Origin of the sequence: Micromonospora sp. NPDC005215 (assembly GCF_040607915.1) — a bacterium.
Classification (GTDB): Bacteria; Actinomycetota; Actinomycetes; order Mycobacteriales; family Micromonosporaceae; genus Micromonospora.
In genome coordinates, this window is record NZ_JBEXHQ010000055.1 from 17406 (window position 1) to 38520 (window position 21115).

At 72.8% G+C, this 21115-nt stretch carries 21 protein-coding genes; 14 read left to right on the forward strand and 7 right to left on the reverse strand.

Features of this window, described 5'->3' with window-relative positions; all coding sequences use genetic code 11:
• From ABZU25_RS29460 to ABZU25_RS29470, 3 genes are all read right to left on the reverse strand, one after another.
• Nucleotides 1-3441, reverse strand: coding sequence for an ATP-binding protein (locus tag ABZU25_RS29460; protein ID WP_355032619.1), 3441 nt, complete (start codon nt 3439-3441; stop codon nt 1-3).
• 70 nt (nt 3442-3511) lie between these two features.
• Nucleotides 3512-3874 carry a hypothetical protein gene (locus tag ABZU25_RS29465; RefSeq protein ID WP_355032620.1) on the reverse strand — a complete coding sequence of 121 codons (363 nt, stop codon included), beginning with the start codon at nt 3872-3874 and terminating at the stop codon, nt 3512-3514.
• A gap of 13 nt (nt 3875-3887) precedes the next feature.
• Nucleotides 3888-4202, reverse strand: a complete 315-nt coding sequence (locus ABZU25_RS29470) for a hypothetical protein (RefSeq protein ID WP_210912049.1) — start codon at nt 4200-4202, stop codon at nt 3888-3890.
• Nucleotides 4203-4557: 355 nt separating this feature from the next.
• On the opposite strand from ABZU25_RS29470, the gene folP reads away from it, so the two are divergent.
• The 7 genes from folP (at nt 4558) to ABZU25_RS29505 (ending at nt 9173) form a co-directional block, all read left to right on the forward strand.
• Nucleotides 4558-5454, forward strand: coding sequence for a dihydropteroate synthase (gene folP, locus ABZU25_RS29475; protein WP_355032621.1), 897 nt, complete (start codon nt 4558-4560; stop codon nt 5452-5454).
• Nucleotides 5451-5819, forward strand: coding sequence for a dihydroneopterin aldolase (gene folB, locus ABZU25_RS29480; RefSeq protein ID WP_355032622.1), 369 nt, complete (start codon nt 5451-5453; stop codon nt 5817-5819). Before folP ends, folB begins: the two co-directional genes overlap by 4 nt.
• On the forward strand, nt 5816-6343 hold the full coding sequence (folK, locus tag ABZU25_RS29485) for a 2-amino-4-hydroxy-6-hydroxymethyldihydropteridine diphosphokinase (protein WP_355032623.1): 528 nt from the start codon (nt 5816-5818) through the stop codon (nt 6341-6343). Before folB ends, folK begins: the two co-directional genes overlap by 4 nt.
• Before the next feature lie 19 nt (nt 6344-6362).
• The gene (locus tag ABZU25_RS29490; protein ID WP_355032624.1) at nt 6363-6902 is read left to right on the forward strand and encodes a DUF3180 domain-containing protein; all 540 of its coding nucleotides are present in this window, start codon (nt 6363-6365) and stop codon (nt 6900-6902) included.
• A 119-nt stretch (nt 6903-7021) separates the two neighbouring features.
• Complete coding sequence (locus ABZU25_RS29495; protein WP_355032625.1) at nt 7022-8254, forward strand: ABC transporter permease; 1233 nt, start codon at nt 7022-7024, stop codon at nt 8252-8254.
• A gap of 53 nt (nt 8255-8307) precedes the next feature.
• Nucleotides 8308-8616, forward strand: coding sequence for a hypothetical protein (locus ABZU25_RS29500; RefSeq protein ID WP_355032626.1), 309 nt, complete (start codon nt 8308-8310; stop codon nt 8614-8616).
• 53 nt (nt 8617-8669) lie between these two features.
• Entirely contained in the window at nt 8670-9173 is a 504-nt protein-coding gene (locus ABZU25_RS29505; RefSeq protein WP_355032627.1) for a hypothetical protein, read from the forward strand.
• Between the two features lie 72 nt (nt 9174-9245).
• Here ABZU25_RS29505 and ABZU25_RS29510 read toward each other — a convergent pair whose 3' ends face one another.
• Nucleotides 9246-10250 carry an ATP-binding cassette domain-containing protein gene (locus ABZU25_RS29510; protein WP_355032628.1) on the reverse strand — a complete coding sequence of 335 codons (1005 nt, stop codon included), beginning with the start codon at nt 10248-10250 and terminating at the stop codon, nt 9246-9248.
• A 2-nt stretch (nt 10251-10252) separates the two neighbouring features.
• Between ABZU25_RS29510 and ABZU25_RS29515 the strand changes: the two genes are divergently transcribed.
• From ABZU25_RS29515 to ABZU25_RS29530, 4 genes are all read left to right on the forward strand, one after another.
• Complete coding sequence (locus tag ABZU25_RS29515) at nt 10253-10939, forward strand: ABC transporter permease (RefSeq protein WP_355032629.1); 687 nt, start codon at nt 10253-10255, stop codon at nt 10937-10939.
• Nucleotides 10936-11676: an ABC transporter permease gene (locus tag ABZU25_RS29520; protein ID WP_355032630.1), complete on the forward strand. Its 741-nt coding sequence runs from the start codon at nt 10936-10938 to the stop codon at nt 11674-11676. Before ABZU25_RS29515 ends, ABZU25_RS29520 begins: the two co-directional genes overlap by 4 nt.
• Nucleotides 11677-11877: 201 nt before the next feature.
• A complete protein-coding gene (locus ABZU25_RS29525) occupies nt 11878-12882 on the forward strand; it encodes a glycine betaine ABC transporter substrate-binding protein (RefSeq protein WP_355032631.1) in 1005 nt (334 codons plus the stop codon).
• A 108-nt stretch (nt 12883-12990) separates the two neighbouring features.
• Complete coding sequence (locus ABZU25_RS29530) at nt 12991-14928, forward strand: hypothetical protein (protein WP_355032632.1); 1938 nt, start codon at nt 12991-12993, stop codon at nt 14926-14928.
• An 18-nt stretch (nt 14929-14946) separates the two neighbouring features.
• Here the strand turns inward: ABZU25_RS29530 and ABZU25_RS29535 are convergent, their stop codons facing one another.
• The 3 genes from ABZU25_RS29535 to ABZU25_RS29545 form a co-directional block, all read right to left on the reverse strand.
• On the reverse strand, nt 14947-16134 hold the full coding sequence (locus ABZU25_RS29535) for an NADH-quinone oxidoreductase subunit D (RefSeq protein ID WP_355032633.1): 1188 nt from the start codon (nt 16132-16134) through the stop codon (nt 14947-14949).
• Nucleotides 16131-17438, reverse strand: coding sequence for an SAM-dependent methyltransferase (locus ABZU25_RS29540; RefSeq protein WP_355032634.1), 1308 nt, complete (start codon nt 17436-17438; stop codon nt 16131-16133). Before ABZU25_RS29540 ends, ABZU25_RS29535 begins: the two co-directional genes overlap by 4 nt.
• A gap of 92 nt (nt 17439-17530) precedes the next feature.
• Nucleotides 17531-18439, reverse strand: a complete 909-nt coding sequence (locus tag ABZU25_RS29545; protein WP_355032635.1) for an SDR family oxidoreductase — start codon at nt 18437-18439, stop codon at nt 17531-17533.
• A gap of 120 nt (nt 18440-18559) precedes the next feature.
• On the opposite strand from ABZU25_RS29545, the gene ABZU25_RS29550 reads away from it, so the two are divergent.
• The 3 genes from ABZU25_RS29550 (at nt 18560) to panC (ending at nt 21073) form a co-directional block, all read left to right on the forward strand.
• Nucleotides 18560-19129: a TetR family transcriptional regulator gene (locus ABZU25_RS29550; RefSeq protein WP_355032636.1), complete on the forward strand. Its 570-nt coding sequence runs from the start codon at nt 18560-18562 to the stop codon at nt 19127-19129.
• Between the two features lie 127 nt (nt 19130-19256).
• The gene (locus tag ABZU25_RS29555; protein WP_355032637.1) at nt 19257-20228 is read left to right on the forward strand and encodes a Rossmann-like and DUF2520 domain-containing protein; all 972 of its coding nucleotides are present in this window, start codon (nt 19257-19259) and stop codon (nt 20226-20228) included.
• On the forward strand, nt 20225-21073 hold the full coding sequence (gene panC / locus ABZU25_RS29560) for a pantoate--beta-alanine ligase (protein WP_355032638.1): 849 nt from the start codon (nt 20225-20227) through the stop codon (nt 21071-21073). The genes ABZU25_RS29555 and panC overlap by 4 nt, the downstream gene beginning before the upstream one ends.
• The last annotated feature ends 42 nt before the right edge of the window (nt 21074-21115 follow it).

The following is a 21115-nucleotide window of genomic DNA, read 5'->3' on the forward strand; positions in this document are numbered from 1 at the left end:
TCACGCCTCCAGATCCGGCAGGGAGATGCTCGGCAGCACGCCGGCCGCCGCGGCTATCGCGGCGGGCGTGGTGTCGAGGTGGTCCAACAGCCCTTCGACGTATGAGACGTCGACCCGGATCTTCTGCACGCGGCCGTCGACGTCGCGCATCACGAACTCACGGAAGCCGAGGCGGCTGGCCGAGCTGGTGTCGGCGGCGGAGAGCGAGGCGAGGGTGGCTTCGTACCCGTCGTTGACCGGCACCCGCAGCAGCCGTAGCGCTTCGGAGGCGATCTCGGCGTCTTCGGCGATCCGGCCGACGAAGACGGTGGAGACCAGGTTCTGCACGTCGAGGCCGAGGATGTCGCGCGGGTTCTGCGAGGCGACCAGGGCCGCGAGGTTCCACTTGCGGGAGTCCCGGGCGAGCCGGACCAGGAACGAACGCCCGGACCGCCAGCCCTCCATGAAGTGCGCCTCGTCGAGGCCGACGAGCTTGCGTGACGACATCGACCCGCCGTAGCAGCGGCGGACGGCGAGCCGGTGCGCGGTGTGCAGCATCGGCAGGGCCAGTGCCTCCTCGGCTGACCAGTACTCTCGTTCGATCTTGAGGTCGGGCAACCGCAGCCCAGCCATGGTGATCACGGTGAGTGCGGCATCGGCACCGAGCAACCCTTCCGGTGGCCGGCCGAAGAAGAGCATGGCCAGTGGCATCTCGGCGGTGTCCAGCAGGAGGTTCGCCAATTCCTTGCCGGCGTCGGCGTCGAGGCGACCGAGGCAGCTCACCACGTCGTCCAGGGTGGACGTCTCCTCGGCGGGGACCTGCCGGACCGCGTGCCGGAACAGGGTGGCGGTCGACGCCTCACGGGCCACCTGCGGCGGAACGAGCATCATGCAGATGTCCTGGACGAGCATCCGTCGCTCGGCCCGGGCGTTGGAGACGGCGATCTCGAACTCACGGTCACCAGGCGCACCGGCAGCGAACTCGGTACGCAGTGGTGTGGGAATGAGTGAGTAGGGCGCCAGGGTGCCGTGCTCCGAGCCGGTCAGGTTCAACACCCGGGAGTACGGTCGCAGCTCGGGCATCGCGCAGAGCCGGGCCAGCGGCCCGGACGGGTCGAGCAGGGTCACCTGGACACCTCTGCGGGCTGCCAGGTAGCCCAGCGCGCCGAGCAGCGTCGACTTGCCACCTCCCGGTTCGGCGACGAAGACCGCCAGCCCGGAGCGTTCCCGGACCTCCATGGGGAAGTGCAGGTCGAGGAAGACCGGCCGGCGGCAGGTGCCGGCGGTCCGGCCGATCAGGTCGCCCCGCCGGTCGCCCACGTTCGAGGCGGCCTGGGGGAGCGCGGCGGCGAGCAACGGCACCGGCATGCGGCGGACGTAGCCGGTGTTGGCGATGGGCTCGCCGGGGATGAACTCGCGGGCCAGCCAGTCCTGGTTCTTCGGGTGTTGCAGGGAGATGCGCAGTTCCCGGGAGTAGAGCTGGATGAGCCGCCGGGCGCGCTCCAGGCATTCCTCCCTGGTCCGGCCGCCGACGGCGATCCGGTGCCAGCCGTGTGCGCGGGCCGAGTCGACAGGCAGGCCGGTGGTCATCTCGTCGCCGATCACCAGCGCGCGCTTGGCCAGTCGCTCCAGCTCCGGGGGTGCGTCGATGCCGTGCTCGGCGTAGTCGAGCTGCTGCGAGCGGATCATCCGCAGCCGGTGTTCGAGATTGCGGAAGGAGTCACCGGAGCCGAGGATGTCGACGCGGGTGGAGATTTCCATCGGCCACGGCAGCCGTTCGTGGAAGTGCAGCCAGGGCTCGTGCCGCTCGGGGATCTCCAGCGGCTCCATCCGGCCGACGGCGAGCACGGCGACGTGCCGTTCCTCGCCGGTCATCCGGTTGACGAGTTTCACAGTCGAGCCGTACGGGGTGCGGTAGCGCTCCACCTGTTCGGTCAGGGCGAGCAGGTCACCGCGTTCCCAGCGCCCGTCGGTGACCGGGGAGAGCGTGCCGGGCGGGGCCATGCACAGCGCCACCGAGCGGTAGAGCAGCCACTCCAACTCCTGGGCGGTGACCCGCCGGCCGCGCATGCCGAACGCGCCGAGCACCTCGTCGAACTGCTCCACGGTGCGGCCCAGCTTGCGGCGTTCGCCCTCGGCGGTGCCCCGGCCGAAGGTGCGCAGCAACCGCTCGGTGAGCGAGTCGCCGAGGGAGCGGCGGGCGAAGGTGACACCCAGGTAGGTCTGGCCTTCGGCGTGGTTGACCGCCATCAGGTGCCGCTGGGCGGCGACCAGGTGATCGGCCCAGCCGGTGGTGCCGGGAACGTCGGCGAGCGGTGCGGCGGTGTGGGCGTCGATGGTGCGCGCCCACTCGTCGGCGGGGAACGGCCGGGTGGTGCGGCGCAGGTGCAGCCGGAAGCCGGCCAGGCCGGCGTACTGCTCGGAGATGGCTGACAACAGCGCTTCGCGTTCGGCGTCCGGCCGGAATGCCCAGCGGACCTCGGGCAGCCAGTACCAGGCCGTCACGGTGTTGGGGGTGAAGGTCAGGTGACCGGCGATCTCGGTGATGGCCAGCTCGACCGACGGGTCCCGATCGCCAAACTTGATCTTCGGAGCGCGGACCCGGGTCGGTTTGGTCGGTCGGTCCGGTCGGCTCGCGGCACGCTGTCGGGACGGGGCGATCTCGCGTCCGGTCGGCTCGGTGCCCGAGCTCCTGGGTCGATCCGAGTCGGCGGCGCGCCGCGGCGTGCGCTCCAGCGCCGGCCGATTCGTCGGCCCGGTGCTGGCCGGCTGCTCAGCCGGGACCGTCGGCCGGGCCGTCTGAGCAGCCGGACGGTCTGCCCGAGTCGCTTGCCGATTCGACGGCGTGGCCGTCGCGCGGCTGTCCGACGTGGTGCTCACTGGCCCGCTGACGGGACCGGTGCTTGCCGGTGGTGTGGTGGGGGTCGGGTCGGGCTCACCCGATGGACGGAGCATCGGCAGTCGGTCGCCGGCCTGGTGCGGCACCCGCGACTCGCTGGCCGGGTGGCCACCGCCGTGCCGTGGCTCGGTGGACCGGCGACCGCTGCGGGACTGGTCGTCGGGCGTCCATGGTGGTTCCAGCTCGGGAATCGGACGGGCCGGCGCCGGGCCGGCTGTCGGCGGCGCCTGCGGTGGGATCGCCGGCTGCTCCTGGGTGCTCGGGCCGGCCGAAACAGCTCGCTCGGCGCTGGGCCGTGCCCCACCGAAGAGGTCCAGGAAGGGGGAGTCGATGTCGGCGTTCTCGCCGGCCGACACCGCGCTGGGCTCGGCGGGTGGCGTCCGGCGGGGGATCGGCCGGGGTGCCTGGAACACGCCCACCGCACCGTGGCCGGGCGACGTCACCAGCGCAGGATCGAGCGCCACCTCGTCCTCGTCGTCGGCGTAGTCGAACGATTGCGCACGGTGACCGGCCGGCACGGCCGGGTGGCCGGCCGGGGAGCCCGGCGTGGACGAGCGACTCATGCGACCGCCTTCGGGAGTGGCGGCAGGCTCTCACCCGCGTCGTGTGACGAACCGATCGGCGTACGCCCGGTCATGCCAGCTCCTCCCGGATCCTGATCCGGCTGCCGACCAGGCGCGGATCGCGCTGCTCGATCGCCGGCTCCCGGGTGCGTCGCCAGTCGGTCAGTGCGGTGCGGATGACCACCCGCGCCGGCCGATCGGGGTCGACGTGCCGGAAGATGAACGACGTGGTCACGATGGCGAGCGCGATCTCCCAGGCCGGGAAGAGCTCGACCGTAAACGTGAACAGCCAGTGGATGAACATGTAGAGGGGGACCAGCAGGATGAAGAGCCCGTACTGGGCGTAGGGCAGGTGGACCGGAAGGGTGTAACCGGGCGGCCCGAGGTAGACCAGGCGGGCCCGGTAGATGTCGTCGTCGGTGCGCAGCCGCATCTGGTGAACGCGCCTATTCGAAGATCAGGTCGATCAGGTAATCGCCGACGAAGAAGAGTGTTGCCGCGCCGGCGATGAAGGCCAGCCCGACGATCGCGATCGCGGAGCTGGTCAACACCTTGGAGATCTCGCCCCGGCTGGCTCGGCCGATGAAGATGACGCCCAGGACGGCGAGCAGGATCGGCGCGATCTTGCTGGCGAAGAAGGTGACCACACTGTTGGTGTCGATCCCCTTCGGTGCCGGCTCCGCGAGCGGAGTCGACGCCAGGGTGGAGAGCGCGTGGGCGACGCCGGACGACGTCGTCTCCATGAGCTCGAAGGCGATCACTGGAACCTCCCCATAGCGCGGCCGGCGGTGCCGCGGCGGTGCGATAGGCAAGCCTGGCGGGAAATCTGCTCCACAGGGCATGGCGTTCTTGACCCTGCGTTCGTTACTCACCACAGAGGGTGGCGAGGTTTGGGCGGATTTTCCCCGCTTCGGCCCTCCCTCCAAGCTTCGCCATCTCGATGCTGGCCAATTCCAAAGCGTACGGGCCGCCCCGGATTGCGACAAGCCGCGAAGGGACTGCCCGATGCTGCCCGGATGACCGATCGTACACCTGTTCTAACGAGCACGTCAGGGGTGGTCGGTTGAGCCGACCCGGGTCGGTTGGCGCCGCTGCCGCGACCGGTACCGTCTAGCCGTGACCGATCTGGTGCGGGCCTCGGGCCCGGTGGTGATGGGCGTCCTCAACGTCACACCGGACTCCTTCTCCGACGGCGGACGGTACGCGGACCTCGACTCGGCCGTCGGACACGGCGTCCGTCTGCGCGACGCCGGCGCACACCTGATCGACATCGGCGGTGAGTCGACCCGTCCCGGCGCTGAACGGATCGACGCGGCGACCGAGGTCGCGCGGGTGTTGCCGGTCATCCGCGAGCTGACGGCCGCTGGCGTGGTGGTCAGCATCGACACCAGTCGCGCACGGGTCGCGGAGGCCGCCCTGTCCGCCGGGGCGGCGGTGGTCAACGACGTCTCCGGCGGGCTGGCCGACCCGGACATGGCCCGCGTGGTTCGCGACGCGCACTGCCCCTGGGTGTTGATGCACTGGCGTGGCCACTCCCGCGCGATGCGCGAGCTGGCCAGCTACGGCGACGTGGTGGCCGACGTCCGGGCCGAGCTGGCCCAACGGATCGACGCGGCGCTGGCCGCCGGGGTGGCCGCCGACCGCCTCATCGTCGACCCGGGACTCGGTTTCGCCAAGACCGCCGCGCACAACTGGGAACTCAGCGCCCGTCTGCCGGAGCTGCTGGACCTCGGCTGTCCGCTGCTCTTCGGGGCCAGCCGCAAGTCGTACCTCGGCGGGTTGCTCGCCGCCCCGGACGGCACCCCGCGACCGACCGCCCAGCGGGAGGCGGCCACGGTGGCCACCAGCCTGCTGGCGGTCGCCGCGGGCGCCTGGGGCGTACGCGTACACGACGTGCGGGCCACCGTCGACGCGCTGGCCGTCTGGGCCGCGACCGGCAGTCCGCGCCTGGCCGTGCCGTCGTACGACAAGGAGCTGGCGCAACACGATCACGAGCGGGAGGGGCGGCGATGACGCCAGACCGGATCCACCTGACCGGCCTGCGGGCCCGCGGCCGGCACGGGGTGTACGACTTCGAACGCGAACAGGGGCAGGACTTCGTGGTCGACGCCGTCCTCGAGATGGACCTGGCCCCGGCGGCGGCCAGTGACGACGTCACGGACACCGTCCACTACGGCGAGCTGGCCGAAAGCCTGGTCGCGGTGGTGACCGGCGAGCCGGTGAACCTGATCGAGACCCTCGCCGATCGTCTCCTCGGGGTCTGCCTGGCCGACGAGCGGGTGCGTACCGCCACCATCACCGTGCACAAACCGGAGGCCCCGGTGCCGCACACCTTCACCGACGTGGCCGTCACCATGACCCGGACGCGGGACCGGTGACCAGGGCCGTGCTGTCACTCGGCAGCAACCTGGGCGACCGGCTGGGCCACCTGCGCACTGCCGTCGCGACGTTCGGCGACGCCGTACTCGTGCTTTCCGGGGTGTACGAGACTCCACCGTGGGGCGACGCCGACCAGCCCGCGTACCTGAACGCGGTGTTGCTCGCCCAGGACGCGACCGCCACTCCCCGCGACTGGCTGGAGCGGGCTCGCGACGCGGAGCGGGCGGCCGGCCGGGTCCGTGACCCGCAGCGGCGGTTCGGGCCGCGCACCCTCGACGTGGACGTGATCGCGGTCTGGGGCGACGACGACGAGCCGGTGTTCAGCGACGACGAGGAGCTGACCCTGCCGCACCCCCGGGCGCACCTGCGGGCCTTCGTGCTGCGGCCGTGGATCGACATCCAGCCGTACGGTCGGCTGCCCGGCCACGGCTGGCTCACCGACCTGCTCACCGCCGGCCCGGCGGCGGACGACGCGCTGGAACTGCGTCCCCGGCCGGAGTTGGCGTTAGAGTCGACGGCATGACCGAGCGGAGCCGGCCGGCATGACGCAGGCGAAGTCCCCACCACCGGGCGGGTCAGGCCCGGACCGGTCCCGGATGGGTCCCACCCGGATTTCGACACTGGTCGTGGCCGCGCTGGCCGCGGCGGCGGTGGCCTGGCTGCTGATCAGCAGCCTCTACTACAGCGGCGTCCCCCGGCTGCCCTGGCTGCCAGTGGTGACGCTGGCCGGGCTCGCCGTCCTCGAGGCGTACGCCGCGATAAACACCCGGGGCCGAATCGAGCGCAAGCCCGGCCGGGAACCCGTCGACCCACTGCTGGTTGCCCGCCTCGTGGTGCTGGCCAAGGCGTCGGCGTTGGCCGCGGCCATCTTCGCCGGCTTCTACGCGGGGCTCACCGGCTGGCTCTTCATGGAGACCACCCGCGCGGCCCTCGACGATCGACCGGCGGCGGGCGGGGGTCTGCTCGCCTCGCTGGCTCTGATTGGTGCCGCGCTGTGGCTGGAGCGCTCGTGTCGGGTGCCGGAACGCCCGGACGACGAACGCGAGCAGGACCCACGGGAGAGCCGTCCCGGCCAGCGCTGAGCAGGGGGTTACGCCCGGCTCCGAGCGCGGGTACGGTGCCTGCGATCGGAGAGCAAGGGCCGCCCACGGTCCGTCCGCGCGCCGGACCGGGGACGGCCGGCCACTGGGGAGGCGGCGTGATGGGTTACGAAGAAGCGGGCCGGGACCGCTCGGCCGAGCCCTCGTCCGGGGTGCCCGCCGCCGTTCTGGAGAACGTCTTCGACGACCCCACGCACGGAGACCCCGGCCGGGATCGGATCGGCGTGCAGCTGGGCTGGGAGCTTGTGCTGCTGGCCGGGGTGGCGGCGATGGGCTGGCTGCTCTGGCAGGAGGATCAGGCCGCCCTGCGCGCCGACAACCTGCGCTCGTTGCTCGTCGACGCGGTCGGGTTGGGGTTGCTCGCCCTGGCCGCCGGTCTGAGCCTGCGTACGGCGGCACCGAACCTGGCCGTCGGGCCGGTCGCGGTCGCCGCCGCCCTGCACTACGCCGAGCAGGGTGATCGGGGCCTGCCGGCGTCGCTCGGCCCGGCCGTTGCGGTCGCCGCGCTGGGCGGGCTCGCGTTGGCGTTGATCGTGGTGGTGCTGCACGTGCCGGGCTGGGCTGCCAGCCTGGCCGGCGCGGCCGGTGTGGTGGTGTTCATCGAACGCCGTTCGGCGCCCGTGCTGGTGCAGGGCGACTACGACCCGGGGCGCAGCGCCGGATACCTGTTCGCCGGCTTCGCGGCGGTGGCCGTCCTCGGCGGGTTGTTCGGCGCGATCCGGGCGATCCGCCGGCTGGTCGGCCGGTACCGCCCGATCGCCGACCCGGCTCGCCGGCGGGGCGTGGTGGCCGCCGTGGTCACCGCTGTCGCGCTGGTCTGCTCCACCGTGCTGGCCGCCCTCGCCGGTGTCCTCATCGCCGCCAACAACCCCGGGTCGGCCACGGATCCCGGGTCGGTCGCGCCCACCTCGGGGCTGGACTGGACGGTCCTGGCGATCGGGGTGGCCCTGCTCGCCGGCACCAGCGCGTACGGCCGTCGCGGCGGTGTGTTCGGCATGGTGCTGGCGGTCAGCCTGGTCACCGTCTTCCAGGCGTACGCGCCGGAGCGTGGTTGGACGCTGAGCACCTGGGCGGTGGGTGGCGCCGCGCTCGGCGTCGGGTTGCTTGTCACCCGGCTGGTCGAGACGTTCGGTCGGCCCCGACCGGGCAGCCCCGACATACCCGAACCGGTCACCGACGGCACGATCAGCACGGGTTGGACCATGCCGCAGTCGCAGTCGGTGGACAACTGGCCGCCGACGCTGCCGACGCCGGCCGCGCCGCAACCGGTCGACCCGTGGCGGGATCCGCGTTGGGAGGACAGCCCGCGTCGGTGGGACGCCGACGAGCGGTGATCAGGGTGGCGTCCGCCGAGCCGGAGCTGATCTCGACCGTTAGGCTCGGCGACATGACCGACACACCTGCCGCCACCCCCGGCGGAACCTCGTTCGCCGAGCTTGACGCGTTGTCCACCGAGGAGCTGCGGGAGCGGGCGTTCGCCCTGGCCCGGGAGCGTCGCGACGTCAAGTTCTACTGGTCGGTGCTGCGGCACCTGCCGAACGCGGACGAGGCCACGGTGCTGGACGGCGCGCCGAACTCGATCGGCCCGACCATCGACGAGGCCAACGCGCTGTGGCGGGAGCTGACCGGTCACGGTTACGAGGAGTCCGCGCCGCTGCTGCGGGCCGCCTTCATCGACTACCTGCTGAAGCACTGAACCGCTCGGGGCAGCCCAGGTCCGCCCGAACGACCGGTTCGGGGCCTGGGCGGATGGCGTCGCTCATGCACCGCTCCGGCCGGGTCAGCCGCTACGGTACGGCCGCCGGCACCGGCGCGCTCGCCGTGTTGTTGCTGGTCGGGATCTGTGGCAGTCCGGCGTACACCGGTTGGGCCGCCTCCCAGACCGACCCGGAGTCGGCCGGCGCCTTCTATCTGCGCCTGCTCGCGTGGCCGGCCTGGCGGCTCGACGCGGACGGGCAGGCCGGCGGTTTGTTCGCCGCCGACCTGCGGGCCGTGCTGCTGGTGGTCCTCGCGGTTGCCCTGCTCTACCTGTTGCCGGCCGCGCAGGTGGCCCGGGTGCCCGGCTCGGTCAGCCAGTTCCTCTCCGGCTGGGCCGCGTACGTGCTCGCCGGCGGGCTCGCCGCCGTGCTGGCGGCGCTGCTCAGCCCGGATCCGTCGCTGCTGGGTGCCCTCCAGGACGCCAGCACCGGCGCCGGCTACGGCTTCCTCACCGGGTGGATCATCGGCACCGCCAGCCTCGGCGGTCGCGCCTGAGCTAACCCGGCGCGGTCGTCCGGAGGCGGCCGGAGCCGGGCCGCCGACTGCGGCAGCCCGGTCGCCGTCAGGTCAGTTCGCCGGTCGGCCCAGGTCGAGCAGGCGGTGTCGGCTGAGCGCGCCCACCGGGCGGCCGGCGTCGGTCACCACGAGCTGGTCCCGTCCCGAGGTGAGCAGCACCGCCAGCGCGTCGTACGCGGTGCCGTCCAGTGCCACGGTGGGCAGGTCCGCGGCGGCGTCGCCGGGTACGGGCTCCAGTGACTCCCGGTCGAGTGGGGTCACCGCCAGCCGGCGGATGCCCCGGTCGGCTCCGACGAACTCGCGGACGAACGGGGTGGCGGGTGCGCCGAGCAGTGCGGCAGGGGTGTCGTACTGCTCCAGGTGCCCGCCCTCGGAGAGGACCGCGATGCGGTCGCCGAGCCGGACCGCCTCGTCGAGGTCGTGGGTGACCAGGACCGTCGTCTTGCGGACCTCGGCCTGAAGGCGGAGGAACTCCTCCTGCAGGTGGGTCCGGACGATCGGGTCGACGGCCGAGAACGGCTCGTCCATCAGCAGCACCACCGGGTCGGCGGCGAGCGCGCGGGCCACCCCGACCCGTTGCCGCTGGCCACCGGAGAGCTCGTGCGGGTAGCGGGCGCCGAACTGGGCCGGGTCCAGGCCGACCAGGTCGAGCAACTCGTCGACCCGGGCCCGGGTCTGGCGCTTGGGCCACCGGAGCAGGCCCGGCACGGTGGCCACGTTGGCCCGGACCGTCTGGTGTGGAAAGAGGCCGACGTTCTGGATCACGTACCCGATTCGGCGGCGCAGCCGCACCGGGTCGACGTCGGTGACGTCCTCGTCGCCGAGCGTGATCCGGCCGGCGGTCGGCTCGATCAGGCGATTGATCATGCGCAGTACTGTCGATTTACCGCACCCCGACGGGCCGATCAGCACCACCAGCTCGCCGGCCCGGACGTCCAGGCTGAGTTCCCGGACGGCCTCGGTGCCGTTCGGGTAGCGCTTCTGGATGCCCTGTAGGGAGATCGACGCCGCGCGAGGGGATCGGGCCGCGCCGGCAGCCTCCGGGGTAACGTCCACGTATGTCCTTCCGCCTGAGCTACCGGGCCGACCCGGGTAACCCCTGGTTCTCCTGGCAGTACGTGCGGGACAACTCTGACACGATCCTCGCCGCCGTGCGCGAACACGCCTCCCTCACCGGGCGGGCGGTGCTGCTGGCGGTGTTGATCGCGCTGCCGTTGTCCGTGCTGGCGTACTGGTTCCGGCCGCTCGCCGGTCCGATCCTGGCCGTCAGCGGGGTCGTCTACACCATTCCGTCGTTGGCGCTCTTCGCGTTCATCGCGCCCTACCTGGGCACCGGGACCACCACCGTGCTGGTCGGGCTGGTCCTCTACGCGCTGCTGTTGATCGTGCGCAACGTGGTGGCCGGCCTCAACCAGGTGCCCCCGGAGGTCGGCGAGGCCGCCGAGGGGATGGGGTACGGCCGGTGGGGACGGCTGTTCCGGATCGACCTGCCGTTGGCGCTTCCGGGCATCGTGACCGGCGTGCGGTTGGCGACCGTCTCGACTGTGGCGTTGGTCACGGTCGGTGTGCTGGTCGGGCATGGCGGCCTCGGGCAGTTGATCTTCGCGGGCTTCCAGAACAACCTCTACAAGGCCGAGATCATGACCGCCGCGCTGCTCTGCGTGGCGCTCGCGGTCGTGCTCGACCTCCTGCTCGTCCTGGTCGCCCGGCTGGTGACCCCCTGGTCCGCCCGGAGGGCACGGTGACCGTCGCGGAAAATCCGATCGGCCAGGCGATCACCTGGATCAACGACCCGCTGAACTGGACCAACCCGGGCGGCATGCTGGACCGGCTCGGTGAGCACCTGACGATCTCGGCCCTGGCGGTGGCGCTCGGCTGCCTGGTGGCCTGGCCGCTGGGGCTCTGGCTGGGGCACCTCGGCCGAGGCGGCGGCCTCGTGGTGCTGGTGTCCAACGCCACCCTGGCCATCCCCACCCTGGCGCTGCTCACCATCCTGCCGGTGGTCTTCGCCAGCGGCTTCGGGCAGACGCCGGTCGTGGTGGCGCTGGCCGTCTTCGCCGTGCCGCCGCTGCTGGCCAACGCGTACACCGGGGTGCGCCAGGTCGACCCGGAGGCCCGCGACGCGGCCCGCGGGATGGGCCTGTCCGGCGGGCAGTTGCTGCGCCGCGTCGAGTTGCCACTCGCGGTGCCCTACCTGGCCGCCGGTTTCCGGACCGCAGCGGTCCAGGTGATCGCGACCGCCGCACTGGCCTCGTTCGTCAACGGCGGCGGCCTCGGCCAGATCATCCGGACCGGCTTCGGCATCGGTATCGCGGCCGGCGGCGGGCAGATCGTCGCCGGCGGTGTGCTGGTGGCCGGGCTCGCGCTGCTGGCCGAGGTGGTCCTCGGCGGGGTCGAACGCCTTGTCACCCCCCGTCCGCTGCGGCGCGGACGGCAACGGACGGGTCGGCCCCGGCCCGCCGACGCCACCGGAAGCGCCTGACTCGTCCGGGTGAGCCAGGCGTCGAGCCGGCTACCGACGCTCGTTTGATCGGTGACGATGAGGTGACGAAGTCCATCCCAAGTTGTCGGTCGGTCGCGGAGCATGTTGGGTGGACATTCGCGGGCGGCCGACAGTCAGGATCGCCCGTCGGACACGCGGCCGGCCCGGGACGGGCCGCGCCGGGACACGGAAGGCGGGCACATGCGCGCACGTACACGTCTGGCGATCGGCGCGATCGGCGCCGTCGCCGGGGCAGCGCTCCTCACCGGCTGCGGTGACGCCGGCTCCTCTGGCACCGACGCACCCGCAACGAGCGCCTCCGGCGCCGGGTGCGCCCCGGTCGCTGGCAAGCAGCTCATCGCGTTGCAGGACGACAAGAAGCTCCAGAACTCCGACAACGTCATCCCCGCGGTCAACAGCAAGGCGGCCAACCCGCAGCTGATCGCCGCACTGGACAAGGTCTCCGCCACGCTCGACACCCCGAAGCTGATCCAGCTCAACAAGGCAGTCAACGAGGACCGCAAGACCGCCAAGGTGGCGGCCGAGGAGTTCGCCAGCGCCAACAACATCACCGCTGGCATCGCCAAGGGGCCGGGCGGCGACATCGTGGTGGGCGCCGCCAACTTCGCCGAGAGTCAGATCCTGGGCGAGCTGTACCGGATCGCGCTCACTGCCGCCGGCTACCAGGTCAAGGTGCAGCAGATCGGCAACCGCGAGCTGTACGAGCCGGCGCTGCAGAAGGGCGAGATCCAGGTCGTCCCGGAGTACGCGGCGACAATGGCCGAGTTCCTCAACACCAAGGACAAGGGCGGCACTCCTCCGCCGGTCTCCTCGCCCGACATCAACACCACGGTGACCGCGCTCAAGGCCCAGGGCGACAAGGCTGGCATCACCTTCGGCGCCCCGGCCGCCGCCCAGGACCAGAACGCCTTCGCCGTCACCCAGGCGTTCGCCGACAAGTACGGCGTGCGGACCCTCTCCGAGTTGGCCGCGAAGTGCTCCGGCAGCGCGACAGTGCTGGGTGGGCCGCCGGAGTGCGAGCAGCGTCCGTTCTGCAAGCCGGGTCTGGAGAAGACGTACGGGCTGTCGGTGGGCAAGTTCTCCTCGCTGGACCAGGGCGGGCCGCTGACCAAGAGCGGTCTGCGCGACGGCTCGATCAGCGTGGGCCTGATCTTCTCCTCGGACGGCGCGTTCGCCACCAGCTGAGCCCTCTCCGCGCGTGCTGAGGACGCCCCCGCCCCGACCGGGCGGGGGCGTCCGCGCGTCCCGGGACCCCGTTCCCTCCAGCGAAACTCGTCGGTAGGCTGCACATCCATGCCAGCCCCGGCCACCTCTGACGCCCGGCGTCGACCACAGCTGCTGACCGTGCTCTTCTGGGCGGGGGTCGCTCTCGCGCCGGTGGCGGCGCTGATCCTGCTGGTCGCCGACGGTAACGGCCCGCTGCGCTTCGCCGCGGTGCTCGCCATCGTCGCGGTGGTGCTGATCGGCCTCTCCATCGCGCTGCGGCCCGACGGCGAGGGTGCGCGAGCCGACGAGCTGCTGGATGAGATCGAGGAACTTCGCCGGGAGTTGCGTACCGAGATCGCGACCGCCACGCAGCGCGGTAGCCAGGCGCTCGACCAGGCGCACCGGGCACAGGAGGGGATCGCCGCGGTCCGTCGCCGGCTGGACGCCAGTGGTGCCGCACTCGCCGGTACCGCCCCCGTCGGCGCTGGCGCTGCCGCCCCCGTTGCGGAGCCGCCGGGTCCCGGCCGGGCGCGGGTGCCGAGCGTCGAGCCGCCGCTGGAGAACGCGCCGGTGGCCCGCAGCCGCGTCTCGGTGCCGGGTGACGCACCGCCGGGCCGGGCCCGGGTGTCCGGCCCGGACGACGTGTCCCGGCGGGGCCGTTCCCCGCACCCGGACGACGACGAGCCGGTCTACCCACGGGAGGCCGCCGAGCCGCGGGCGACCGCCAGAACGTACGGCGCAGCGCGGCCGGCCGACACCGCGTACGGCTCAGCCCGTCCCCGGGAGCACGACCGCCCCGAGCCGGCGCACCGGCCGGTCGGCGTGGTCCGGCACACCGAAACCGTGCACGTCACCACCCGCCACACAGTGGTGGACGGCGGGCCGGCCGAGCCGACTGGGCGCTACGACGGCGAATACCCCGGCCGGTGGACCGCGCCGGCGCAGGAGTGGACCCGGGGTGGCGGCGCGGACGAGCGTGCCCGCTCGGCCGGCCGAGCGAGGAGCGAGCCGGGGGAGCGCCCCCGAGCCGAGTACGGCGACGACCGGCGCCCTGGCGACGACCGGGCCCGCCCTGGCGACGACCGGGCCCGCCCTGGCGACAACCGGGCGTGGGGGGCGCAGCCCTCGACCGCTGGGGAGCCCGAGTGGAGCGGCGCGCGGGAGGCGTCGGGTTGGGGTGCCGACCGGAACGGGCCCGACCCTGACGGCCACGAGCCGGGCTGGACAGGTCGCCGCGACGAGCCGGAGTGGACCGATCCGCGCGACACGTACGCCCAGCCCGACGAGCCTGGCCCGGCCCCCAGGTCGCACCACGCGCCGGAGCGGCCGACCTCGGGCTCCTGGGACAGCCCGGACGATCGCGGTTGGTCGGACCAGCGCGAGCGGGCGAGTGCGGTCGCCCCGCAGCCCGGTCCGGCCCTGCGGGCCGACGACACGGGCGAGTACTGGTCGCAGCTGCGGGCCGGGGACCGGTGGGCGGCCGTCCGCGACGACGAGAACGGCCGTGAGCTGCGGGTCGGCGAACGCCGGGCCGAGGTACGCGCCGACGCCACCGGCACCGAGTACCGGGTGGCCGACCGCTGGGCCGAGGTCCGCCATGAGGAACCCCGCCAACACGAGCAGCCGCGCCGCTACGGGGAGCCGCGCCAGCATGACGAGCCGCGCCAGCATGACGAGCCGCGCCAGCACGGCGAGCCGCGCCAGCATGACGAGCCGCGCCAGCACGGGGAGCCGCGCCAGCACGGCGAGCCGCGCCAGCATGACGAGCCGCGCCGCTACGGGGAGCCGCGTCGGCACGAGGAGCGCGAGTCGTACCACCGGGCCGAGCCGGCGGACCGGCCGGCGCTGCCGGTGGGCGGCGTCCCGGTTCCCGACGAGTGGCGCCCGCCGCGCCCGCGCGGTCACCAGGCCGAACCCGCGCCGGAGCGGACCGGTCGGCGTCGGGTCGACGAGCGCTACGGCTACCCGCCGCAGGACGACGCACCGCGCGCCGGCGGTGCCCCGCCCGGCGACCGCTGGCGCTGACCGGTCAGCCGGGCCGCGTCACTTGTCGATGTCGCCGACCACGAAGAACATCGAACCGAGGATCGCGATCAGGTCCGGGACCAGGCAGCCGGGCAGCAGGGTGGCCAGCGCCTGCACGTTCGCGTAGGAGGCGGTCCGCAGCTTCAACCGCCACGGCGTCTTCTCACCCCGGGACACCAGGTAGTAGCCGTTGATGCCGAGCGGGTTCTCCGTCCAGGCGTACGTGTGCCCCTCCGGCGCCTTGAGCACCTTCGGCAGTCGAGTGTTGATCGGCCCGGTCAGCTGGTCCACCCGGTCCAGGCACTGCTCGGCGAGGTCCAACGACGCGTACACCTGGTCGAGCAGCACCTCGAAACGCGCGTGGCAGTCGCCGGCGGTCTTGGTGACCACCGGCACGTCCAGCTCGTCGTAGGCCAGGTAGGGGTCGTCGCGGCGCAGGTCCAGGTCGAGCCCGGAGGCGCGGGCCACCGGCCCGGACGCGCCGAACGCGGCGGCGTCGGCGGCGGAGAGCACCCCCACGCCGACGGTGCGGGCCAGGAAGATCTCGTTGCGCCGGATCAGGTGGTCCAGGTCGGGCAGCCGCCGGCGTACCTCGCCGATCGCCGCGCGGGCCCGGCCGGTCCACCCGTACGGCACCTCTTCCTTGAGGCCGCCCACCCGGTTGAACATGTAGTGGATCCGGCCGCCGGAGACCTCCTCCATCACCGCCTGGATGGTCTCCCGTTCCCGGAAGGCGTAGAAGATCGGCGTGATCGCCCCGATCTCCAACGGGTACGAGCCGAGGAACATCAGGTGGTTGAGCACCCGGTTCAGCTCGGCGAGGGCCATCCGCAGCCAGGTGGCCCGCTCCGGCACCTCCATGCCCATCAGGCGTTCCACAGCGAGCACCACACCCAGCTCGTTGGAGAACGCCGAGAGCCAGTCGTGCCGGTTGGCGAGCACGATGATCTGCCGGTAGTCGCGCACCTCGAACAGCTTCTCCGCGCCCCGGTGCATGTAGCCGATGATCGGTTCGCAGGCGACCACCCGCTCACCGTCGAGCACCAGCTTGAGTCGCAGCACGCCGTGCGTGGAGGGGTGCTGCGGGCCGATGTTCAACACCATGTCGGTGCCGAGCTGCTGGTCGCCGGTGCCGGCGACCAGGCCGGCCCCGGTGCCGACGGTCAGTTCACGGAGGTCCCCGGCGTCGGTGGTCATGCCCGTCATCGTGCCACGGCCGGGCCGAGCGGGATGCCGACCGGTTGCCGCAGCCACCAGTGCCCGCCGAGCCCGGCCGGATCGGTCAGCTCGGCCACCGCCGACGCGGCGGCCAGCGCCCGCACGTACCCCGCCGGGTCGGTGCCGGCCAGGCTCAGCGGCGGTCGGCCGCCGTCGGCCCCGAGCGCCCGCAGCGCCTCCCGCTGCGGGACCAGGGAGTACGCACACCGGGCGACCGCCGCACCAGCGGAGGCGACCGAGTCCATGGCCACGTGCGCGGTCACGTCACTCGACCCGTCCGGCACCGGAGGCACCTGCCGCCCACCCCGGTAACCCGTCAACGTCCCGTTCGTCGGCCTGCTGTCCCGCAAGTGTCCGTAGTCGACAGCCACCGCGAGCCCGCGTTCGATCTTCCGCACCGCGTTGACCCAGGCTTCGTCCCTGGTCCGACCGACTTCGGCTCGTGGGTAGTCGCTGTGGGGGGTTTCGGGGCAGCCCGGCCGGCTCCGGGCGGTCAGGCTTGATCCCTCCGCCGGCCGGGCTGCCCCGAAGCCCGACTCGCTTCCGCTTGTCGCGTCCGTCGAGGTCACCCCCGGATTCGGGTCACAGTCCGTGCTGGGCAAGGTCCCGGGGCTGGGCCACCACTCTGTCAGCCAATCAAGATCGTCAGGGCTGACCAGATCACCGCGCGTTTCCGCGCCGCTCTCCGGGTCGACCAGCACGTATCGCCAGCCGTCTTCGGTGTGCACTGCCACGTCGAGTGGGACGTTGTCCAGCCACTCGGTGGCGAGCAGCACTCCGGTGATCTCGGCGGGGATCTCGGACGTCCAGTTGATCTCCTCGGGCAGGTTCTCGGGGCGGTGGGCGTACTCGACGGCTGTGAAGCGCACGCGTTCCGCGAGCGACGGACGGGCGGTGCCGGACGACGGCTCGTCGAGCGACCGGCGGGCGGAGGCCGTGGGAGTCAGGGTTTCCGGGGAGCCCGCCCGCGGAGGGATCAAGCCTGACCGCCCGGAGCGGGTGGGCTCCCCGGAAACCCCCACCGCAACCTCGACGGCGCTGTCCGACGCGACGAGCCTGAGCAGGGTGAGCAACAGCTCACCCCGACCCGCACCGACGTCGACAACATCGAGTCGGTCAGGGTGGCCGAGGGTCGCGTCGACCTGAGAGACCAGCCGTAGCAGCGCGGTGGCGAAGGCCGGGGAGGCGTGCACGCTGGTTCGGAAGTGGTCGGCCGGCCCGGCGCCGGCAACGAAGAAGCCGTGCGGCCCGTAGAGGGCCCGGCTCATCGCGTCCCGCCACCGGATCGACATCAGTTCACTTCGAGTTCAGGGTGTGTCACCGTGCCGACCCTACGGTCACCGGTTCCGGCGCGACTCGTGATCCCCGGCCGCGCGGTCGTGGTTCACGCTTGGAAGTAGTGCCCCGCATCCAGGTCGGCGATCAGGTCGGGGTGGGCGGGGGTCCAGCCCAGCAGCTCGCGCGTGACGGCGGACGACGTCGGGTTGTCCAGCTGCGCGAACGTCCCGAGGAAGCCGAAGTACCCGTTCGCCTCGTCGGGACTGATGCTCCGGACCGGGATGTCGAGGTTGCGGCCGACGGCCTCGGCGATCTGCCGGAAGGGGACTCCCGCGTCGCCGACAGCGTGCAGGCGCGCACCGGCCGGGGCCTTTTCCAGGGCGAGTCGGTAGAGCTCGGCCGCGTCGAGCGTGTGCACCGCCGGCCAGCGGTTGGCCCCCTCGCCGACGTACGCGGCGTACCCGTGCTGCCGGGCCGCCGCGATGATGGTGGTGATGAAGCCGACGTGGTCCAGCGAGCTGTGCACGATGGGGAGCCGGACGACGGAGGAGCGCACGCCGAGGGCGGCGAGGCCGGTCACGAGGTTGTCCGCGTCGATCCGGTAGCCGCCGCTGGGGAAGGTGTCGTGTTCGGTGCCGGGTCGGCCGACGATGCCGCTCATCACGAGCATGGCCGTCCCGCCCGTGCCGACCAGGGGCTTGCCGGAGCCGGCCAGACCGTCGGCGAGTGCCGTGAGAGCCGCCAGGTCGACCTCGGCGGCGCCGGCCAGGTCGCCGGTGACCAGGAGGTCGTGGCGGAACGCCAGGTGGACCACCCCGTCGGAGCCGGCCGCCTCCTCCCGAAGCGCGTCGAGGTCGGAGAGGTCGCCACGGCGTACCTCGGCGCCGAGCTTCTCGATCGCGGCGGTGGACGTGTCGGAGCGGGCCAGGCCGACGACGTCGTGTCCGGCGGAGATCAGTTTCGGTACGACCGCGGAGCCGAGGTGGCCGGAGGCGCCGGTGACGAATACGCGCATGGCGAGTCCTTTGTGAGATGGTCATGTCGCCTTGTGACATCACCGTATCGCACGATGTCGCGATGTGACATAGCTCGGCCGGAAAGAATGTCGCAGCGTGACATCGGATACCATCGCCGCATGGCCCGCTGGCAACCCGACGCGCGTGGCCGCCTGGAGGCGGCCGCCTTCGAGCTGTTCCGCGAGCGCGGCTTCGAGCAGACGACGGTCGCCGACATCGCCGCCCGGGCCGGGCTCGACAAGCGCACCTTCTACCGGCTCTTCGGCGACAAACGCGAGGCGCTCTTCAGCGGCGGCGAGCAGTTGGAGGGGGTTCTGGTCAAGGCGGTGGCCGAGACGGACGTCGGGCCGTTCGAGGCGGTCGTCGCCGCCTTCCGCCAGGTGGCGGAGCAGATCTTCACCGACCGCCTCGAGCTGGTCCGGATGCGCCAGTCGATCATTGTCAGTAGTCCCGAGTTGCAGGAGCGTGAGCTGCGCAAGACGAGCTCGCTGACGGCCGCGGTCGCCGCCGCTCTGCGTGCCAAGGGCCTCAGCGAGACGACCGCCGCCCTGGCGACCGAGTCCGGTGTGATGGTCTTCCGGGTGGCGCTCGCCCGCTGGGTCGCACCCGAGAGCGATGGCGGCTCGTTCGCCGACCTGATCGCCGAGGTGGCCACCGAACTACGCACGCTCACGACGGCCCCGGGCTGAGGCCGACCGGTCACTACCGGGCACTTCCTTCGGTGGTGAACGTTTTCACACCTCCTGTTTCGGCCCCGTGACGCGGGCGCATACTTGCGATCGACCGGTACCCCTTCTCGAGGACTGGATCGTCGTCATGAGCGCACCGCTGCGCCCGCGCCCGGCCGCCCAGTTTGGGCCTGCCACACCACGGGACCGCGCCGTCACCGGCGCCCCTCCTTCCCGTCTTCTCACCGTCGGCGTTGTTGGCGCCGGTCGGGTCGGCGCCGTCCTGGGCGCCGCGCTCGTCGCCGCCGGGCACCGCGTGGTCGCCGTCACCGGCGACTCCGGGGCCAGCCGGGCTCGCCTCGCCCTGCTGCTGCCCGAGGTGCCGCGCCGCCCGGCCGCCGCTGTCGCCCACGCTGCCGCCGACCTGCTGCTGATCGCGGTGCCGGACGACGCGCTGGCCGGCGTGGTGACCGACCTCGCCGACCGGGGCGCGCTGCGTCCCGGCCAGGTGGTCGCGCACACCTCCGGCGCGCACGGCCTGACCGTGCTGGCGCCGGCCGCCGCGGTCGGCGCCCGGCCGCTGGCCCTGCATCCCGCCATGACCTTCACCGGTACGCCGGACGACCTGGCCCGGTTGGCCGGCATCTCGTACGGGGTGACCGCCCCGGCGGAGCTGCGCCCGCTGGCTGCCCGGCTGGTCGCCGACCTGGGTGGCGTGCCCGAGTGGGTGGCCGAGTCGGACCGCCCGCTGTACCACGCCGCGCTGGCCCACGGCGCGAACCACCTGGTGACCCTCGTCAACGAGGCGACCGACCGGCTGCGCGACGCCGGGGTGGCCCGGCCGGAGAAGGTGCTCGCCCCGCTGCTGCGGGCCGCCCTGGAAAACGCGCTGCGGCTCGGTGACGACGCGTTGACCGGCCCGGTCTCCCGGGGCGACGCGGGCACCGTCCAGCAGCACCTGGCCCGGTTGGCCGCCACCGCGCCGGAATCCGTCCCCGCCTATCTCGCGTTGGCCCGGCGTACCGCCGATCGGGCGATCGCCGCCGGCCGGCTACGGCCGGTGGACGCGCAGTCGCTGCTCGGCGTGCTCGCCGACACCGCCCGGGAGGTGGCCGCATGACACAGCTCGTACACTCGCGCGCCGAGCTGGCCGAGGCTCGGGCCGGGCTGAAGGGCACTGTCGGTGTGGTGATGACGATGGGCGCGCTGCACTCCGGGCACGAGACGTTGCTGCGCGCGGCCCGGAAACAGGCCGACCACGTGCTGGTGACGATCTTCGTGAACCCGTTGCAGTTCGGGCCGAACGAGGACTTCGACCGCTATCCGCGCACCCTCGACGCCGATCTGGAGGTGTGCCGGCGGGCGGGCGTGGATCTCGTCTTCGCCCCGTCGGTGGCGGACATGTACCCGGACGGCCAGCCCCGCGTACGCCTCGACCCGGGCCCGCTCGGCGCGGAGTTGGAGGGCGCGAGCCGCCCCGGCTTCTTCCACGGGGTGCTCACCGTGGTGCTGAAGTTGCTTCAGCTCACCCGGGCGGACCTGACGTTCTTCGGCGAGAAGGACTACCAGCAGCTGACCCTGGTCCGGCGGATGACCCGGGACCTGGACGTGCCGGTCGAGGTGGTCGGCGTGCCGACCGTCCGGGAGCCGGACGGGTTGGCGCTGTCCAGCCGCAACCGCTACCTGAGCGAGTCGGAGCGGGCGGCGGCGCTGAGTCTGTCCGCCGCGTTGCGGGCCGGTGCGCGGGCCGCCGAGGACGGCCTGGACGCGGGTGCGGTGCTGACCGCCGCGCACGCCGCGTTCGGCGCCGGTACGCCGGGTGCCCACCTCGACTACCTGGTGCTCACCGACCCCGAGTTGGAGCCGGGGCCGATCACCGGGCCGGCGCGGCTGGTGATCGCCGCGTGGGTGGGCGCCACCCGCTTGATCGACAACGCGGCGATCCACCTCGCCCCCCGCCCCTGACCGGGCCGCGCCACCCTCCACCACTTTCGTGAAAGGCCACCC

Bases quoted from the DNA above. Each gene is read 5' to 3' on its own strand.
- ABZU25_RS29490 (WP_355032624.1), top strand. From the start codon at position 6,363: ATGACGCAGGCGAAGTCCCCACCACCGGGCGGGTCAGGCCCGGACCGG.
- panC (WP_355032638.1), top strand. From the start codon at position 20,225: ATGACACAGCTCGTACACTCGCGCGCCGAGCTGGCCGAGGCTCGGGCC.
- ABZU25_RS29555 (WP_355032637.1), top strand. From the start codon at position 19,257: ATGAGCGCACCGCTGCGCCCGCGCCCGGCCGCCCAGTTTGGGCCTGCC.
- ABZU25_RS29505 (WP_355032627.1), top strand. From the start codon at position 8,670: ATGGCGTCGCTCATGCACCGCTCCGGCCGGGTCAGCCGCTACGGTACG.
- ABZU25_RS29495 (WP_355032625.1), top strand. From the start codon at position 7,022: ATGGGTTACGAAGAAGCGGGCCGGGACCGCTCGGCCGAGCCCTCGTCC.
- ABZU25_RS29460 (WP_355032619.1), bottom strand. From the start codon at position 3,441: ATGAGTCGCTCGTCCACGCCGGGCTCCCCGGCCGGCCACCCGGCCGTG.
- ABZU25_RS29465 (WP_355032620.1), bottom strand. From the start codon at position 3,874: ATGCGGCTGCGCACCGACGACGACATCTACCGGGCCCGCCTGGTCTAC.
- ABZU25_RS29530 (WP_355032632.1), top strand. From the start codon at position 12,991: ATGCCAGCCCCGGCCACCTCTGACGCCCGGCGTCGACCACAGCTGCTG.
- ABZU25_RS29515 (WP_355032629.1), top strand. From the start codon at position 10,253: ATGTCCTTCCGCCTGAGCTACCGGGCCGACCCGGGTAACCCCTGGTTC.
- ABZU25_RS29525 (WP_355032631.1), top strand. From the start codon at position 11,878: ATGCGCGCACGTACACGTCTGGCGATCGGCGCGATCGGCGCCGTCGCC.
- ABZU25_RS29545 (WP_355032635.1), bottom strand. From the start codon at position 18,439: ATGCGCGTATTCGTCACCGGCGCCTCCGGCCACCTCGGCTCCGCGGTC.
- ABZU25_RS29500 (WP_355032626.1), top strand. From the start codon at position 8,308: ATGACCGACACACCTGCCGCCACCCCCGGCGGAACCTCGTTCGCCGAG.
- ABZU25_RS29550 (WP_355032636.1), top strand. From the start codon at position 18,560: ATGGCCCGCTGGCAACCCGACGCGCGTGGCCGCCTGGAGGCGGCCGCC.
- ABZU25_RS29535 (WP_355032633.1), bottom strand. From the start codon at position 16,134: ATGACGGGCATGACCACCGACGCCGGGGACCTCCGTGAACTGACCGTC.
- ABZU25_RS29540 (WP_355032634.1), bottom strand. From the start codon at position 17,438: ATGTCGATCCGGTGGCGGGACGCGATGAGCCGGGCCCTCTACGGGCCG.
- folB (WP_355032622.1), top strand. From the start codon at position 5,451: ATGACGCCAGACCGGATCCACCTGACCGGCCTGCGGGCCCGCGGCCGG.